General features: G+C 35.5%; 12 protein-coding genes. 8 read left to right on the plus strand and 4 right to left on the minus strand.

Annotated elements, in window-relative coordinates; genetic code table 11:
• Positions 1-3: 3 nt before the first annotated feature.
• Together MWU65_RS00845 and MWU65_RS00850 are read right to left on the minus strand one after the other, a co-directional pair.
• Entirely contained in the window at positions 4-660 is a 657-nt protein-coding gene (locus tag MWU65_RS00845; protein WP_247074899.1) for a metal-dependent transcriptional regulator, read from the minus strand.
• A 121-nt stretch (positions 661-781) separates the two neighbouring features.
• Positions 782-1,756 (minus strand): polyprenyl synthetase family protein, encoded by a 975-nt coding sequence (locus MWU65_RS00850; protein ID WP_247074900.1) that lies wholly within the window; start codon positions 1,754-1,756, stop codon positions 782-784.
• 142 nt (positions 1,757-1,898) lie between these two features.
• Between MWU65_RS00850 and MWU65_RS00855 the strand changes: the two genes are divergently transcribed.
• The 8 genes from MWU65_RS00855 to MWU65_RS00890 all read left to right on the plus strand — a co-directional run bounded on the left by MWU65_RS00855 (position 1,899) and on the right by MWU65_RS00890 (position 16,762).
• Positions 1,899-2,504, plus strand: a complete 606-nt coding sequence (locus MWU65_RS00855) for a TetR/AcrR family transcriptional regulator (protein ID WP_247074901.1) — start codon at positions 1,899-1,901, stop codon at positions 2,502-2,504.
• A complete protein-coding gene (locus MWU65_RS00860) occupies positions 2,505-3,842 on the plus strand; it encodes a TolC family protein (protein WP_247074903.1) in 1,338 nt (445 codons plus the stop codon). It abuts the gene before it with no gap.
• A gap of 33 nt (positions 3,843-3,875) precedes the next feature.
• On the plus strand, positions 3,876-5,042 hold the full coding sequence (locus MWU65_RS00865) for an efflux RND transporter periplasmic adaptor subunit (protein WP_247074908.1): 1,167 nt from the start codon (positions 3,876-3,878) through the stop codon (positions 5,040-5,042).
• A 7-nt stretch (positions 5,043-5,049) separates the two neighbouring features.
• Positions 5,050-8,532: an efflux RND transporter permease subunit gene (locus MWU65_RS00870; RefSeq protein ID WP_247074910.1), complete on the plus strand. Its 3,483-nt coding sequence runs from the start codon at positions 5,050-5,052 to the stop codon at positions 8,530-8,532.
• A 457-nt stretch (positions 8,533-8,989) separates the two neighbouring features.
• Complete coding sequence (locus MWU65_RS00875; RefSeq protein ID WP_247074912.1) at positions 8,990-12,313, plus strand: TonB-dependent receptor; 3,324 nt, start codon at positions 8,990-8,992, stop codon at positions 12,311-12,313.
• Between the two features lie 51 nt (positions 12,314-12,364).
• Positions 12,365-14,263, plus strand: a complete 1,899-nt coding sequence (locus tag MWU65_RS00880; RefSeq protein WP_247074914.1) for a RagB/SusD family nutrient uptake outer membrane protein — start codon at positions 12,365-12,367, stop codon at positions 14,261-14,263.
• A gap of 25 nt (positions 14,264-14,288) precedes the next feature.
• Complete coding sequence (locus tag MWU65_RS00885) at positions 14,289-15,497, plus strand: DUF5000 domain-containing lipoprotein (protein ID WP_247074917.1); 1,209 nt, start codon at positions 14,289-14,291, stop codon at positions 15,495-15,497.
• Between the two features lie 35 nt (positions 15,498-15,532).
• Positions 15,533-16,762 carry a DUF4998 domain-containing protein gene (locus MWU65_RS00890; RefSeq protein ID WP_247074918.1) on the plus strand — a complete coding sequence of 410 codons (1,230 nt, stop codon included), beginning with the start codon at positions 15,533-15,535 and terminating at the stop codon, positions 16,760-16,762.
• 233 nt (positions 16,763-16,995) lie between these two features.
• On the opposite strand, the gene MWU65_RS00895 is transcribed toward MWU65_RS00890, so the two are convergent.
• Entirely contained in the window at positions 16,996-17,196 is a 201-nt protein-coding gene (locus tag MWU65_RS00895; RefSeq protein WP_247074923.1) for a hypothetical protein, read from the minus strand.
• Between the two features lie 12 nt (positions 17,197-17,208).
• Positions 17,209-17,781 carry a MarC family protein gene (locus tag MWU65_RS00900; RefSeq protein ID WP_247074925.1) on the minus strand — a complete coding sequence of 191 codons (573 nt, stop codon included), beginning with the start codon at positions 17,779-17,781 and terminating at the stop codon, positions 17,209-17,211.
• Between the last annotated feature and the right edge of the window lie 105 nt (positions 17,782-17,886).

The following is a 17,886-nucleotide window of genomic DNA, read 5'->3' on the forward strand; positions in this document are numbered from 1 at the left end:
TTTTTATATTAATTTTAAATATAAATTTGACGCGATCTTTTGAGAGATATGAACCGCTCTTTCTCCTACTTTTAGGTGCATAGAACTATCAAACTTTTCCCTATCCACAATTGTAATTTTATCACCCAAGGCAATTTTATTCTTATCAAGAAATTTTAAAAATTGACTAGAGGAATCCTTTACACCCACACAAACCCCTTCTGTTCTAATTGGCAACTCACAAAGCAGTATTTTTTTACGTTCTTTAAATTTCCCTTCTTTATTAGGAATTGGGTCACCATGTGGATCAAATGACGGAAAGCCCAGATGCTCATCCAACTTATCGATAAGTTTTTCACTCTGAATATGTTCTAACTGTTCAGCAATATCATGTACCTCATCCCAAGAAAAGTCTAGCTTGTCTACTAAAAATACCTCCCACAAACGGTGTTTTCTAATAATAGATAGCGCTGTTTTTTGTCCCATTTTCGTCAATGAAACCCCTTGATACTTTTTATAGTTTACCAGTTTTTTATCAGACAATTTCTTAATCATGTCTGTTACTGAAGATGCCTTAGTATCCATCTTCTCAGCTATTAAATTTGTGCTTACTGCCTTCCCCGTCTGCACACTTAAAGCGTAAATAGCCTTTATATAATTTTCTTCCGTTTGAGAAAACATACCTTCTTTTTTTGACAAATGTATGAATTATTTTTAGACTAATCTAAATTTTAAATTTTAATAACAAAAAACTCCTGCACTAGAAGAACTGCAGGAGTTTTACAAGGTATAAACTTGTACTTTAAACCTTTCTATTCATAAGGCCTATTCCAAATTGTTGTAACTGCTCTTTTTTATTGGCAGGTATGCTTAGTGTATCTAATATCTTAAATGCTCTATTTGTATACTCCTCAATAGCCTCCTTGGTTAGTACATCTGCTTTTGTATCTTGGTAAATCCCTTTTACAGATGCTATTTTATCCTTAGTATTATTAGGTTGTATGGAGAACAATTGCTCCAAGGAATCTCTTTCTTCTTTATTGGCCAATTCATACGCCTTTAAAAACAAAAATGTTTTTTTATTTTCAATGATATCACCTCCTACTTGTTTTCCAAATGTTTTAGGGTCTCCAAAGGCATCTAGGTAATCATCCTGCAACTGAAAAGCAATTCCAAGGTTTCTTCCAAAATCATAGATCAAATTCTGATTCTCATCTGTTGTCTCTGCTATTATTGCACCCATTTTCATTGCAGCAGCCACTAAAACCGCTGTTTTATATTCTATCATTATAAGGTACTCCGCAATAGAAACATCGTCCCTAGTTTCAAAGTCAACATCGTATTGCTGCCCCTCACAAACTTGTAATGCTGTTTCACTAAATAATTTTACTAACTTTTTAAACTCCTTATCCTCATAGGATTCTAACCACCTGTACGCTTCAATGAGCATAGCATCACCAGACAATATCCCTGTATTCACATCCCACTTTTCATGAACTGTTTGTTTGCCTCTTCGCAAGGGAGCATCATCCATAATGTCGTCATGCACCAAAGAAAAATTATGAAAAACCTCAACGGTCATAGCAGCATCCAATGCCTTTTTATAGTCTACTCCAAAAATATCTGCAGCCATCAAGGTTAAGATAGGGCGTAACCGCTTTCCTCCTAATTGCAGAATATATGCAATGGGCTTGTATAGATTTTCTGGCTTTTTCTCTTGAATGGTTTTATTTAAATGAGCAATAAATAAAGCCCGGTACTGATCAATGGTATGCATTCCTTTTTTTTTCAAAAATACAAGAAATAGCGATGAAGACTTTCAATTTTTTAAATACATTTAAAACGAAGGTGAAATAAACTTAAACTTTGGAAACTATTTTTGTTTTTTAAGTTTCCGTGCATTACATTTGCACCCGCATATGAAAGAAAAAATTTTAGAAAAAGCCACAAATCTATTCTTAACCCTTGGGTTTAAGAGTATTACTATGGATGATCTTGCTCACGAACTGGGTATTTCAAAAAAAACGATTTATACCCATTTTGAAAACAAGACAAAGCTTGTTGAAGAATGTACCCAATTTCTTTTTCAATCTATCGCTTGTGGTATAGATTCTATTCGCGAATCCCAGAAAAACCCAATTGAAGAATTATACGAGATTAAGAAATTTGTAATGATCCATTTAAAGGACGAAAAATCCTCACCCCAATACCAATTGCAAAAGTATTATCCCAAAATATTCAAATCCATTCGACAAAAACAATTTGCGGTAATGCAGAGTTGTGTTATAGAAAATCTAGAAAGGGGATTAAAACAAGACATCTACAGAAAAAATATCAATGTGGATTTTGTTAGCCGTATTTATTTTTCTGGTATGACCTCGATCAAGGATGATGATCTGTTCCCTATAGCTAAATTTCCACGGGCCTTACTTATGGATGACTATTTAGAATATCATCTCCGAGGCATTATTACGCCTAAGGGAAGAAAAATATTAAATGAAATTATAAACTCAAATCAATCATAAATGAAACAAAGTCTATTTTTAGTACTTGCGTTTTTCGCTATTAAAACAGGATTTTCTCAAGAAGTACCTTCCAGTTTTACATTGGAAGAAGCAATTAATTATGCATTAGAACACAACTACAATGCGATCAATGCTGATCGGGATATTGAAGATGCACGCCATCAAAAATGGCAAACTATCGCTAGTGGATTGCCTCAAATTGATGGAAATATTAGTTATCAAAATCAATTAAAGCAACCAGTATCACTTATCCCAGGAGAATTGGCTGGTGGCGATCCAGGAACCTTTATCCCTGTTGTTTTTGGCCAAGCCCAAACAGCAACCGCTACAGCTACCTTAAGACAACAAATATTTGATGGTTCTTATATTGTAGGCGTTCAGGCAACCAAAACCTTTATAGACTACAGCGCAAACAATAAAGAAAAAACAGCCCTAGACGTGAGAAAGTCGGTGGTTGAAGCCTATGGTAACGTTTTATTAGCCGAAGAGAGCACTTTAATCCTAGAAAAAAACAAGGCTACCTTAGAAAAAAATCTTTATGAAACTAACAAGATTTTTGAAAATGGACTAACCGAAGAGGAAAATGTTGAACAATTACAAATTACGTTGTCTTCTGTAGACAGTCAACTTAAAAACGCCATCCGTTTAAAGAAGATAACCCTACAAATGTTAAACTTAGTAATGGGATTAGAGACAAGCCATCCAACAAAATTAACTGAAAATTTAGACTTGTTAACGGAGCAAAAAATAGATGTAAATATATTGGAAACCAATCTAAATTTAGAAAGCAATGTAGATTACAAAATAATATTAAACCTAAATGAACAGCGCGCACTAGAACTTAAATTGGAAAAAAGCAGGGCCTTACCTACTTTAAATGCTTTTATTAATTATGGTTCATCGGCGTTTAGCGATGAGTTTAATTTTTTTAAAAAGGAGACGCAATGGTATGATTCTTCTGTTTTAGGTTTTGACCTAAACATCCCTATTTTTAGTTCTCTTAAAAGAAGTGCAACTACTCAGCGAGCTAAAATTGCCTTAGAAAAAGCGAAGACCCAAAAAATTGAAGCTGAAGAATCTTTAAACTTACAATGGGAAAATGCCAAAAGCGAATACACTTTGGCAATAGATCAGTATCAAACGGCGAAAGAAAACCTTGGATTGGCTGAGCGTATTGAGAAAAAAAACCAAATAAAATATTTTGAAGGCATCGCTAGTAGTTTTGATTTAAGACAAGCCCAAACGCAATTATACAGCACCCAACAAGAGTATTTACAATCTATGATAGACGTTATAAACAAGAAAACAGCGCTTGAAATCATTTTAAACAACGAATAAGTCAACTACAAACAAATCACCAATACAATACATATGAAAAAGATATTCTATTTACTAATCATTACAACTGTTATTACTTCTTGTGGCGGAAACGACAAAACAGTAGAGAGCCTTATTTCTGAAGGAAACTTAGAGGCCATTCGGGCAAAAAAAACAGAGATATCTCATACACACAAAACGTTAGAAGGTCAGATGGCGCTTTTAGATTCTGTGATTGCCGAATTAGATGGAAACCAAAATTTCCCATTGGTTAGCACTATTGAAACAAAAGCTGAAAAATTTAATCACTTTTTAGAATTACAAGGCAACGTAAAGACGAAACAAAATGTGCTAATATATCCTGAAATGGCAGGAACGCTACAAAGAGTATATGTTCAAAAAGGGCAAAAAGTAAGCAAAGGGCAACTATTAGCTTCTATTGATGACGGTGGAATGAGCAGTCAACTCGCTCAATTAAAAACACAGGCAGAATTATCAAAAACTACTTTTGAGCGACAAAAAAGACTTTGGGAGCAAAAAATAGGCTCCGAAATTCAATTTCTTCAAGCCAAAACAAACTACCAAGCTCAAGTTAGTGCTATAAAACAAGCAGAGAGTCAACTTGGAAAAGCCACAATTAGAGCTCCATTTTCTGGGATCATTGATGATATAATAAAAGATCAAGGAACGGTAGTAGCTCCAGGACCAGGATCGGAGGTATTCAGAATTGTTAATCTTTCTGATATGTATATTGACGTTGAGGTGCCTGAAGCGTATTTAAATTCAGTAAATAACGGCAAACAAGTATTGGTGTTTTTTCCCATCTTAAACGATAGTATTGTAACCGAAATTCGTCAAACTGGAAATTTTATCAATCCTAGCAACCGTTCGTTTACTGTAGAAATTCCGGTTCCTAATAAAAACGGTGCTATAAAGCCTAACCTTACGGCCAAGGTGCAAATAAATGACTACAGCAGTGATGCGGCTATACTGATACCACAAAGTGTAATTTCTGAAAACGCAGATGGAGAGCAGTATACCTATGTTGCAGAAAATGTAAATTCTGAGAATGAGGCTACAGCAATGAAAAAAATTATTACAACTGGTAAAACTCAAGGGGCTTTGGTAGAAGTTTTATTTGGACTGGAACCCGGAAAGCACATCATTAAAGAAGGCGCTAGAACGGTAAAAGATGGCCAAAAAATAAAAATTTTAAACTAAGAATTCCATGAGCAAATTAGAAAAAAACGCAAATAAGGAATTTAAAATCTCGTCTTGGGCTATTGATAATCCCTCGGTGATCTACGTCATAATTGGCATATTTTTATGGATAGGTCTTTCTGCATATTTTGCAATGCCAAGAGAAGATTTTCCAGAAATTATTGAAACAAAAATATACATTAGCACTCCATATCCAGGCAACACGGCAGAAGACATAGAGCGTTTAATAACAGATCCTCTAGAGGATAAAATAAAGAACGTTAGCAATGTAGTTGAATATACCTCTACCTCTCAAGAAGATTATTCCATGATCATGGTAGAGTTTGATGAGGGCATTTCGGTTGAAGCAGCGAAGCAAAAAATTAAAGATGAAGTAGACGCGGAAAAGGCGGGTGAAGATTGGCCTACATTCAACGGAGCAAAGGTAGAACCTAATGTTTTTGATTTGAATCTCTCTGAAGAATTTCCGATAATGAACATTAACTTTACTGGGGATTATCCAGTTGATAAGTTAAAGGAGTTCGCAGAATATTTACAAGATGAAATAGAAGACCTTCAAGAAATTAAGAAGGTTGATATTCGTGGTGCTCAAGATAAAGAGGTAGAAATCGCTGTTGATGTCTATAAAATGATGGCTGCCAAAGTCAGTTTTGATGACGTTATTGGCGCCATTTCTCGTGGAAATGTTACCATGTCTGCCGGAAATTTAAAAACCCAAGAACAGCGAAGAACTATCCGTATTCTGGGGGAGGTTAAAGATCCCAAAGAACTAAATGATTTTGTTGTAAAGTCTGAAAACGGAGCAACTTATTTACGAGATATTGCCCAGATTAACTATCACGAAAAAGACAAAACTACCTTTGCAAGAGAATTTGGTGAAAGTGTGGTAATGCTCGATGTTAAAAAAAGAGCTGGTAGAAATTCAATCTCTGCTGCAGATCAAATAAAAAAAATAGTTGAAGACAAGCGAGCTAATTATTATCCGCCAGATTTACACATCTCTATTGCGAATGATTCTTCAGCGAGAACGCTAAACCAAGTAGACGATTTGGTAAACAACATCATCTTTGGTATTATCCTAGTGGTAACTGTACTCATGTTCTTTTTAGGATTTAGAAACGCACTCTTTGTTGGTTTCGCCATTCCAATGTCCATGTTTATGTCGTTTATGATTTTATCATGGCTAGGGTACACCCTAAATACTATGATTTTATTTGGGATGATTATGGGCTTAGGGATGCTAGTAGATAACGGAATTGTAGTTGTTGAAAACGTCTATCGATTAATGGATGAAGGGATGTCACGTACCGAAGCTGCAAAAAAAGGAATTGGCGAAATTGCTTTTCCTATTATTGTATCTACACTAACCACTGTAGCGGCCTTTGTTCCCCTTGGTTTATGGCCTGGAATTTTTGGACAATTTATGATCTATTTCCCCATTACTTTATCCGTAGTACTCGGATCTTCATTGGTAGTTGCCATTTTAATGAACTCCATGTTGGTTTCTCAATTTATGGAAACAGGAGAAAAAGAGTTAACCGTAAAACAACTGCTACGCATAAGTATAATTCTTGGTGGTTTTGGTTTGTTGATTCTATTTTTTGGCGGAGCAATGCGTGGTCTAGGAACCGTATTATTGGTTACCGCTGTTATGTTCTGGGTCTACAAATATTTCCTTAAAAAATGGGCACTTCGTTTTCAAAAAAACACCATGGTTCGTTTTGAGAATTGGTACGAAAGAAGATTAAAACACGCCTTACGAGGATACAATGTTTATTGGTATTTTGGTGTTACTTTCTTTTTACTCATAGCCGTTTTTATGTTATTTGGGCAGTCTATAAGTAGCCAAAGAACTAAAATTGAGTTCTTTCCAGACAACAAACCCAATGAAATCTATGTCTATATAGAGTATCCAGAAGGGACTTCCATAGAAAAAACAAACAAGATTACGAAGGTCATCGAAAAAAGAGTTTATGAACTTTTAGACGATGATGCCTACAAATACCAAGGAGAAAACTTTATGGTCACCTCTGCAGTATCACAAGTAGGTGAAGGCGCTGGAAACCCACAAACAGACAGTGGCTCTGCTGCAGAATTACCACATAAAGGAAAATTAACGATAAACTTTAGTGAATTTAAGTTTAGAAGAGGAATTAACACCGAAGATATTCGTGGCAAAGTACAAAGCTCATTAAGCGGTATTTACCCAGGGGTTAATATTTCTGTTGAAAAAGAAGCGAATGGCCCACCTGCAGGCTACCCTATAAATATTGAATTAGAAGGCAAAGACTATGATGAACTTATTGCCGTTGCGGAAAATATCAGGAACTTTATCAATACTAAAAATATTGCTGGTATTGAAGAAATAAAAATTGACGTCAACAAAAGCAAACCGTCTATGGAAGTTTCTGTAGATCGCGAAAAAGCTGGAGAGCTCGGGGTTTCAGTAGCTCAAGTTGGCAATCAGTTGCGCAGAGCATTGTTTGGAGAAAAAGCAGGTGTATTTAAGCAAGATGGTGATGATTACGATATTAATATTCGCTTTAATGAAGATTTACGTTACAATAAAGACGCTTTGTTTAATCAGAATATTATTTTTAGAGATCCTGCTAATGGTCAGATAAAAGAGATTCCTGTTTCGGCAGTTGCCTCTATAAAAAACACTTCGGCTTTTAGCGCTATAAAACACAGAGACAACAAAAGAGTTGTTACCGTATATTCTGGACTACAACCTGGCTTTACAGATGCTGCTGCCATTGTATCTGAAATTCAAAAAGAAATGGAAGACTACAATGATCTTCCTGCGACTGTAAAAATAGATTATACCGGGCAAATTGAAGAACAAAACAAACAAATGGTTTTCTTGGTAGGTGCATTCTTTACTGGTTTAGGATTAATAATGCTGATTTTAATTTTCCAATTTGGGGGTATTTCTAAGCCATTAATAATTATGATTGCCATTTTCCTAAGTTTTATTGGTGTGTTTGGAGGTTTAATGATTACAGGCTGGTCCTTTGTTATTATGATGACAATGATGGGAATCATATCACTAGCTGGTATTGTGGTTAATAACGGGGTTGTCTTGTTAGATTACACCCAACTCTTAATAGACCGTAAAAAAGTAAGCTTGTCCATAGATGAAAAGGCAGTTTTATCTAGGAAGCAAGTAACAGATATTATTGTAAAAGGAGGTAAAGCTAGACTTAGACCCGTTATATTAACGGCTATTACTACGGTACTTGGGTTGATACCATTGGCAATTGGATTAAATATTGATTTTTTCTCCTTGTTTTCTGAGTTTAATCCTAAAATTTATATCGGTGGAGATAATGTTGTATTCTGGGGTCCATTGGCATGGACAGTGATCTTCGGATTAATTGTTGCCACCTTTCTTACACTTATAATAGTACCTGTATTGTTTAATATTACGTACCGACTAAAAATTAGATTTTCAAAAGACAAGCCATCTACAACTGCGGAGGCTGCTTAAAATAGAGCCGATTTACATTGTAATAAAAAAAGGGGTTTCCATAGCATGGAAGCCCCTTTTTTTATTGCTACACATTTATCTTACCACAAAAAAATTTAAAAGAAATTAAACAACCTCATTTCTTAAAAAACACAGCAAACATCAAGGCTCACAGGAACCAACTGACAATCTAATTCTAAAAATTTGTTAATATTTTAATATATATGACAAAAAAGTATTAGTAATGGAAAATAAATAGGTAGTGCGAACCTAATATAAATCTTAATATTGTATCAATATCTTAATATCATCATAAAAATATTCATATATTAATAATATTTAACGCTAGATATGAAGATTTGAAAACACAAAATAAAGACAATCACTTAATCCTCTTAAATATGATATCATGAACCCTTTCTAATGATGAAACAGAAATTAACATTAAAACAATAACCGTAATTTAAACCAATATGATATGAAAAAACCTATTCAAAAAACAATGCAAGAGATCTTGTTCTTGTTTCCTAAATTTCATCTAAAGACTAATTTAGTCTTATTGTTTTTTCTTACAGCATCTATTTTCCTGTATGCAAACACAAATGAAATTCACACTAATACAAACAATTACATCCCAACTAACTTAAATACAATATCAAGTGCTACAACCTTAGTTTCAATTGTACAGCAAGAAATAAAAGGAACTATTAAAGATGATGAAGGAACTCCTTTATTAGGAGCAAGTGTAATAGAAAAGGGAACCACCAATGGGACGCAAACCGATTTTGATGGTAACTATTCCATAAAAGTATCCAGTTCAAACGCAATATTGATTATTTCGTATGTAGGGTATACACCGCAAGAAGTTCCGGTAAATGGAAAAACGAATATCTCAATTTCCTTACAATTAGATGCTTCTGCCTTAGATGAAGTAGTTGTAATGGGTTTTGGTACTCAAAAGAAAGAATCTGTTGTAGGTGCAGTAGCATCAATAAAACCTTCAGAACTTAAAATTCCTTCGAGTAACTTAACTACTGCCTTAGCAGGAAGATTATCTGGGGTTGTTGCCTACCAAACAAGTGGTGAGCCAGGTGAAAATAACGCGGAATTCTTTGTTCGTGGTGTCGCTTCCTTTAATGGTCAAAACGGACCACTTATTTTAATTGATGGTGTAGAATTAACCGTTGATGATTTAGCACGATTACAACCTGATGATATTGAAAGTTTTGCGGTATTGAAAGATCCAACAACTACTGCAATTTACGGTGCACGTGGTGCCAATGGTATAATACTTGTAACAACAAAAACTGGTGTTAAAGGTAAAGCGATGGTGAGCTTACGCTATGAGAATTCTTATAGTTCTCCTGTATCTACTATTGATTTAGCAGATCCTGTTACACACATGCGATTGCAAAATGAAGCAGATAGAACCAGAGGTTTGTTCCCAACATTTACTGAAGAAAAAATAGCAGGAACAGCTAGAGGTGGAAATGAAAACATTTACCCAGCTGTTGATTGGTTTGATAAATTATTTAATGATTGGGCAGGATCTACCCGTTTAAACTTAAATGTTAGAGGTGGTGGAGACAAAGTTCGCTATTATGTGGCTGGTGCTCTTAGCCAAGATGATGGTTTATTAAAAGTAGACAATACCAACAATTTCACCAACAACATTAAATTAAAACAATACCTTTTAAGGTCTAACATTAATATTGACCTACATGATAACACAGAGATGATTGTGAGGTTACACTCTACTATAGATGATTATAGAGGGCCACTACAAGGCGGTAACGCAATTTACAATGCGGCAGTACGTACAAGTCCTGTTCGTTTTCCTGCAGTATTAGAACCTTCCTCTACAGATCGTGCTTTACAAGGTGTACCGCACATAACCTTTGGTAATGATTTAGGACCAAGGCTAGGAGGTTTTGGAGATAATGGTGCAGTATGGTATAACCCGTATGCAGAATTACAAAGAGGGTATAGAGATTATAGACGCCAACTTTCATTGGTGCAATTAGAATTTAAACAAGATTTAGCATCTATACTACCAGGTCTTAAAGCTCGTTTTTTAGGGAATGCAAATACCACATCTTCCTTTGAAAACCGAAGATCTTATAATCCTTACTTTTATAGAGTCTCAACTTTTGATGCAGCTACAGAAGATTATATTCTTACTAGAACAGCAGAAGGAAATGAATCTTTAGAATTAGAAAACGGAGAACAGATAAACAATTCTGTATTGTATATGGAGCTTGCTGCAGATTACGCCCAAACATTTAATGAAAACCACTCGGTATCTGGATTAATTGCCTTTACGGGTAGAGAATTCTTAGATGGTAACGCTAATACAGTACAGCTATCACTTCCTAGCCGTAACATTAGTTTAGCTGGTAGATTTAGTTATGACTATAAGAATAGGTATTTTATTGAAACAAATTTTGGTTACAATGGATCTGAGCGTTTTGCGAAACAAAATCGTTTTGGATTTTTCCCTTCATTTGGTGTAGGTTGGTTAGCTTCTGATGAACCTTTCTTTAAATCAGAAACCATCAGTAGACTTAAATTTAGAGCCTCATTTGGTTGGGTAGGTAATGACCAAATAGGAAATACAAGACAAGATCGTTTTTTCTACCTATCTGAAGTAAATATAGATGCTGGTGGTAGAGGCTATACTTTTGGTAGAGACTTAAGTTCTAATTTAAATGGTGTTTCTATTTCCAGATACGCAAACCCATTGGTGACTTGGGAAACAGCGGAAAAAGCAAACATTGGTATGGATTTAAACTTGTTTAATGACGCTGTACAGTTTAGAGCAGATGTGTTTAAAGACAAAAGAAGTAATATTTTACAAACAAGAGCAGACATCCCAACTACCTTAGGTTTACAAACGAGTATACAAACCAATGTTGGAGAAGTAGAATTACAAGGTGTTGATGCCTCTTTAGATATAAATCATTATTTTAACGAAGATTTTTGGCTAACTGGTAGAGCTACCTTTGTGTATTCAGACAATGAGTATACGGTTTTTGAAGAACCAAATTTCGCACAAATTGGTGCTCCTTGGCGTTCAAACATTGGCAACAATGTTAGTGTTTCTCAAGGTTTCATAGCTGAACGTTTGTTTGTAGATGATGAAGAAGCCTTAAACTCTCCTGCCCAATTTGGGACACCTGGAGTAGATTACGGTGGCGGTGACATTAAGTACAAAGATTTAAACGGCGATGGCATAATTACTTCCTTAGACCGTGCAGCCATTGGGAAGCCGTCTGTACCTAAAATTACCTATGGTTTTGGATTATCTGCCGGCTACAAACGCTTGGATGTGAGTTTATTTTTTCAAGGGCTGGGGGAAACATCATTTTTTATAAACCCAACGAGCACTGGACCTTTCATTAATAGTATTGGAAACGGTTTTAATATTAGAGGAGGTAATGGATTATTGTCTGAAAATGGACTTTTACAAGCCTATGCAGATAGTCACTGGTCTGAAGACAATAAAGATGTTTATGCACTTTGGCCTAGATTATCCACAAATCCAATAGAAAACAACACTCAAACCAGTACATGGTGGTTAAGAGACGGTTCTTTCTTACGATTAAAGCAAGTTGAAATAGGTTTTGATCTCCTTAAAGGATTAGAGGACAAAATAAAACTAACTAGAATGCGACTTTATTTATCTGGAAGTAACCTTTTAACATGGAGTACATTTAAATTATGGGATCCAGAATTAAAAGGAAATGGACTTAATTACCCGCTTCAACGTACAGTAAACGTTGGCTTACAGGTAGGATTTTAGACATTGATGAGAAATAAAAAACTATGATTAATCAATTTAAGATATAAAAAAATGAAAATAAAAATCATAAAAACCTTGGCAAATATTGCCCTAGTTGTAATGGCAGCATCATGTTCTAAATATGTAGATGTAGTACCAGACAATATAGCGGTAATAGAAGATGCCTTTGAAACAAGAGATAGTGCCGAGCGCTATTTAGCAACATTATATGGGTATATGCCTCCAGTTAACGGTATAAACAACCCTGCACTAGCTGCTGGAGATGAGATAGAAGTGAATGACAACGTATCGCGTAATTGGGCTTCTACAACCATTTCTAGAGGTGGGCAAAACATTATTTCTCCAAGACTCAGTTATTGGGGAACAGGTAGTGTTACAAACTTATTTCAGGCTTTACGAGATTGTAATATATTTATAGCAAACATAGACAAACCATTTGATATTACTGAGGGCGAAAAAATCAAGTGGATTGCAGAAGCTAAAGCATTAAAAGCATACTATCATTTTTATTTAATGCGTATGTATGGCCCTATTCCTATTATCGATGAAAACATTGAAGTGAGTGCTGGAGTAGATGCGGTACGAGTTAGCAGAGACCCTGTAGATGAGGTTGCTAATTATATTGTTCAAATACTAGACGAAGCAATTGCAGACTTACCAATAGTTATTGAAGATGAAGCAAGTGAATTGGGTAGAATGACGGCACCTATTGCCGCAGCAATTAAAGCACGCACCTTGGCAACGGTAGCTAGCCCTTTATTTAACGGTAATGCTGATTATACTAATTTTCTAGATGCAGATGGCAATGAATTAATTAGTACCACCTTTGATGCTGAAAAATGGACCAGAGCAGCAACAGCCGCTAAGGAAGCCATAGATTTAGCAGATCAAGGAGGCCATTTTTTATATAAATTTTTAGAGGCGCCTGAAATATGGACAGACACTACGGTAACCGAGTTAAGTATTAGAGGTAGTATTGCAGAAAGATGGAATGAAGAAATAGTATGGGGAGCATCTGGCCGTACAGTGAGTACATTACAAAACTGGGCGCAAGCAAAAATTGCATTAGACCTTAGTGCAGAAACAAGAGAAAGTGTACAATCGTATTGGAATGCACCAGTAAGAATTGCAGAAATGTTTTATTCAGAAAATGGAGTTCCAATAGATGAAGACATAAATTATAACTTTGCCAATCGTTTTGATGTATCTGCTGCCGACGCTGCACATAAATATTATATAAGAACTGGTTTTGAAACTGCCAATTTAAATATGAACCGTGAACCTCGTTTTTATGCCTCATTAGGTTTTGATGGTGGACTTTGGTTTGGACATGGCGTTAAAGATGACGAAAATTCGCTCATCGTAAATGCAAAAAAAGGAGAAAGAACAGGTAAAACTGATGCAAATCGTTGGGGTCTTTCTGGGTATTGGCCAAAAAAATTAGTATATTTTGAAAACGTTCAAAGAGGAACAAGCAGCGGGTATAGCAATAGAGCTTATCCTTTTCCAATGGTACGTTTGGCTGATCTATACTTATTGTATGCAGAAGCATTGAACGAATCTGGACAAACAGGACAAGCAATTCCTTGGATAGACCTTATTAGAGAAAGAGCTGGCTTGGATGGCGTGGTAAACTCTTGGGCAACTGCCTCAAACAATCCTACTAAACCTAGTACGCAAGCGGGACTTAGAGATATTATTCAAGATGAACGTATGATAGAACTGGTTTTTGAAGGTCACCGTTTTTGGGATTTACGACGATGGAAAAGAGCTAGTGAATTTTTAAACAGTGATATCCGAGCATGGAATGCCGAAGGAGAAACTACGGAAGATTATTACAAAATAATTAATGTAGGTACCTATAAATTCTTAAATAGAGATTATTTATGGCCTATTTCTGAAGCAGATATTATAGCAAATTCAAATTTAATCCAAAACCCTGGTTGGTAACAATAACCTTATTAAATTTAAAAATATGAAAAATTATAAATCACTATTTTATTTATTGGTTCTATCGTTCACTACGCTTTTTTTGTCTTGTGAAGAGGAAGAAAGAGGGCCTTTAGTTACGGATAAAACCATCCCCGGAGTAGTCTCTGAGGTGACAGTAGAGAACATGCCCGGCGGAGCAAAAATTCAATACAAAGTTCCTGCAACCGAGGATATTTTGTTAGTAGAAGCTGCCTATGAGCGTAATGGCGAACTAATAACAGCACGGTCTTCCGTTTACAAAAATTTTGTAAACATAGAAGGATTAAACAAAACTACACCACAAGAAGTTTCCCTTTCCGTAGTAGACCGTAGCGACAATCGCTCACAAGCAGTTACGGTAACCATAAACCCACAAACACCTCCTATAGATACTCTTTTTGAGTCTATAAGTATGACTGCAGATTTTGGGGGCGTACGTGTTTATTATGACAATAAGGATAACATTAAAGCAGAAATATTGTTCTATACTATTAATGCCAATGGTACTCCAACGTATAATCAATCTGCGTTTATAGATAATAACGTTAGCAACTATACTACCTTTAGAACTTTTGGGCCAGTACCTCAAAAATTTGGAGTAGCTCTTATAGATCGTTGGAACAATATTACCACAATTACAGAAGCAACTATTACTCCCTTTGAAGAGGTTAATCTTGCAAAAGAAGATTATGATACTGTCTTTTTACCTACTGATGAACCTACTAGATTTGGCTGGACATTGGATCGATTATTCGACAATAACCTAGGTACTGGGTTCCATACCGATCAAACAAGACCTGGAGCATTAATACCTCCTTATACTGAACCTTATCATATGTTTACTTTAGATCTAGGGGCAGTAGCAAAAATAAGTCGCCTAAGATTATGGCAAAGAGGAGGTACTTGGGCTTATACCCACGGAAATCCTCGCTATTTTGAAATTTGGGGTATCGATGAAATACCTGCAGATGATGGCGCCTCCTTTGATGGCTGGACCTTATTAATTGCAAACGGCGAAGTTATTAAACCTTCTGGCGCAGCTATAGGCGTAAGAAGTGCGGAAGATGATGCCGCAGCCGCAGCTGGTCACGAGTTCGATGCACCAATTGACGCTCCTCCTATACGTTATATACGTTTTGTTCAAATTGAGAATTGGACAGAAGGGAAGTTTTTACACGTTATGGAATTTGAATTCTGGGGGCAACTTCAATAGTTGAATAAGTACTAAAAACTTTTAAAAGAAAAAAAATGAAAAAATACAAACTAAATATTTGGATTCCCACATTTGTGATATCCTTACTTGTTCTGATTTTGGCTTGTGAAACACAGGTAGAAACCTATAATGAATTTACTAAAGATGGTGAAACAACCTACGTAGGTACTCCAGATTCAGTAATTATAGCTCCAGGAATCGAAAAATTAGAATTTACTGTTATAATCAATGCAGATCCTAAAATAACCAGTGGGGTGATACAGACAAAAGATTTATCTTTTGTACAGGAATTTAATGTAACCCGTGCAAATACCGGTCAGGATACCATTGTGTTAACGGTAGATATTCCAGAAGGGGACTATAATTTTGATGTTATCCTAAAAGATGCAGCTATGAACACTTCCATTCCATACGAGATAAATTCTATCGTATACGGAGACAACTACCAAGCTGCCTTATTAAGTAGAGGCATCTCTAGCATGATCGCTCTCCCAAACCAAATAGAAGTTAATTGGGGTAATGTACCTCCGGGAGCCTTAACTACAATGTTTACATATGAAGATGCCGATGGCGTTATGCAAACCCTAGAAGTTCCCAATACTGTTTCACAGACCATAATAGAAAGTTATAAGGTTGGTGGCTCATTAACTATTGAAAATACCTTTAAGCCAACAGAAAATGCAATTGAAACGTTTACTTCTAGTGCTAATCGGACTTTTCCGGATAAATTTAAGCTAGACTTTGCAGAAATAAGTACTGTAGTTCTACCATTTGATGCCTCTGCAGTTGGTTGTTACGGGGGTACGGCTGAAACTCTAACAGATGGCGCTACAAATGCCTTTTGGCATAACTGCGCTACTGCAGAAGACCAATATCCATTTGTAAAAACTTTTGACTTAGGAGTAACCGCTAAAGTAAGAGGTTTTAAAGTAGATATCCGCTCTGGCTTTCCAGGTAGATCATTAGGAAATTATCAAATATGGGGAACCAATGACCTTACAGGTGCAGAAACAATGGATATAAATGACCCTGCAGACCCTACTGTTGTTAACCCAACAATAATTGCTGCTTGGGAAGCTGATGCTGTAGCTAAAGGATGGGTAAAACTATTAGATGTTACAGATAATACTGTGGGCGCTCTAGAAATTGATATAGAAAACACTGCTAACTATAAATACCTTAGAGTTGTAGGGATAGCCGCAATAAATGGAGGTTTGGATGCCAATTTTAATGAATTTACATTTTTTGCTTCAGAGATAGAATAACAACCAATTTCTTTAATTTAACCAAAGCCTAGATATCTATTATCTAGGCTTTTTTTTGTAGTCGTTAATGGCAATACCAACCAATTTTAAATAATGTAAAAGCTAATGGCAGTAGATCTCACTACCCAAAATTCTGAAACTCATATGGTTTTAATGCTCATTTACAAAGAAAACCTATACGTTAGTTCCACAGTGAAACCACTATCTAATTAAAGTGATGTAAGCCTATTGTATTATTCCTTTATTTTCCCTTGAATTTTTTTTGAAATCATAAAGATCACCAACAGTACTATAGCGCATAAGGCAGCGACAATACAGATGAGTGCAACCGTACTTTGACCATTAAAAGGATCATTAAAATCTACCTGTGTAAGGTTATATCCTATTAACGAACCAGCGATTAACATAAAGATAAAAAACACTATTTTATTCATAACCAACCTATTTTAAAAAAGTTCATTAATATTTGCTGCAAATAGTTTTACGGCAATCGCTAACAAAATTACACCAAAAATTTTTCTAATGACACTTAAACCATTATTTCCCAAGACTTTTTCTATACGCGCCGAAAACTTTAATACAATATACACCACTACAATATTTATAAAAATAGCAATTATAATATTTTCAACATAGTACTCTGCACGCAAAGACAACAAAGAAGTCATAGTTCCGGCACCTGCAATTAATGGAAAAGCAATAGGTACCACCGAAGCCGTTTCTGGCGCATCATCCTTATACAATGTTATCCCTAGAATCATTTCAATGGCCAAGAAAAAAATGATAAAAGAACCCGCTACGGCAAAAGAATTAACATCAATACCAATTAAATTTAAGATCTCTTCACCCACAAAAAGAAAGGCTACCATAATCACGGTTGCCACCAAGGAAGCTTTTTCAGATTGTATATGACCCACTTTTCCTCTTAGGCTTATAATTATGGGAATACTCCCAATAATATCTATGACAGCAAAAAGAATCATACTTGCTGTTACTATTTCTTTAAAATCAAAATTCATTCCTACAGTCTTTAAAAATCGCCACAAATTTACATCGAATAATACGGTTATAGGTTACTTAATTGAAAAATTAATACTGCTTTAGTCTTAAAGAAGTATCTTTGC

The sequence above is a fragment of the Cellulophaga sp. F20128 genome, assembly GCF_023015805.1.
Lineage (GTDB): Bacteria > Bacteroidota > Bacteroidia > Flavobacteriales > Flavobacteriaceae > Cellulophaga.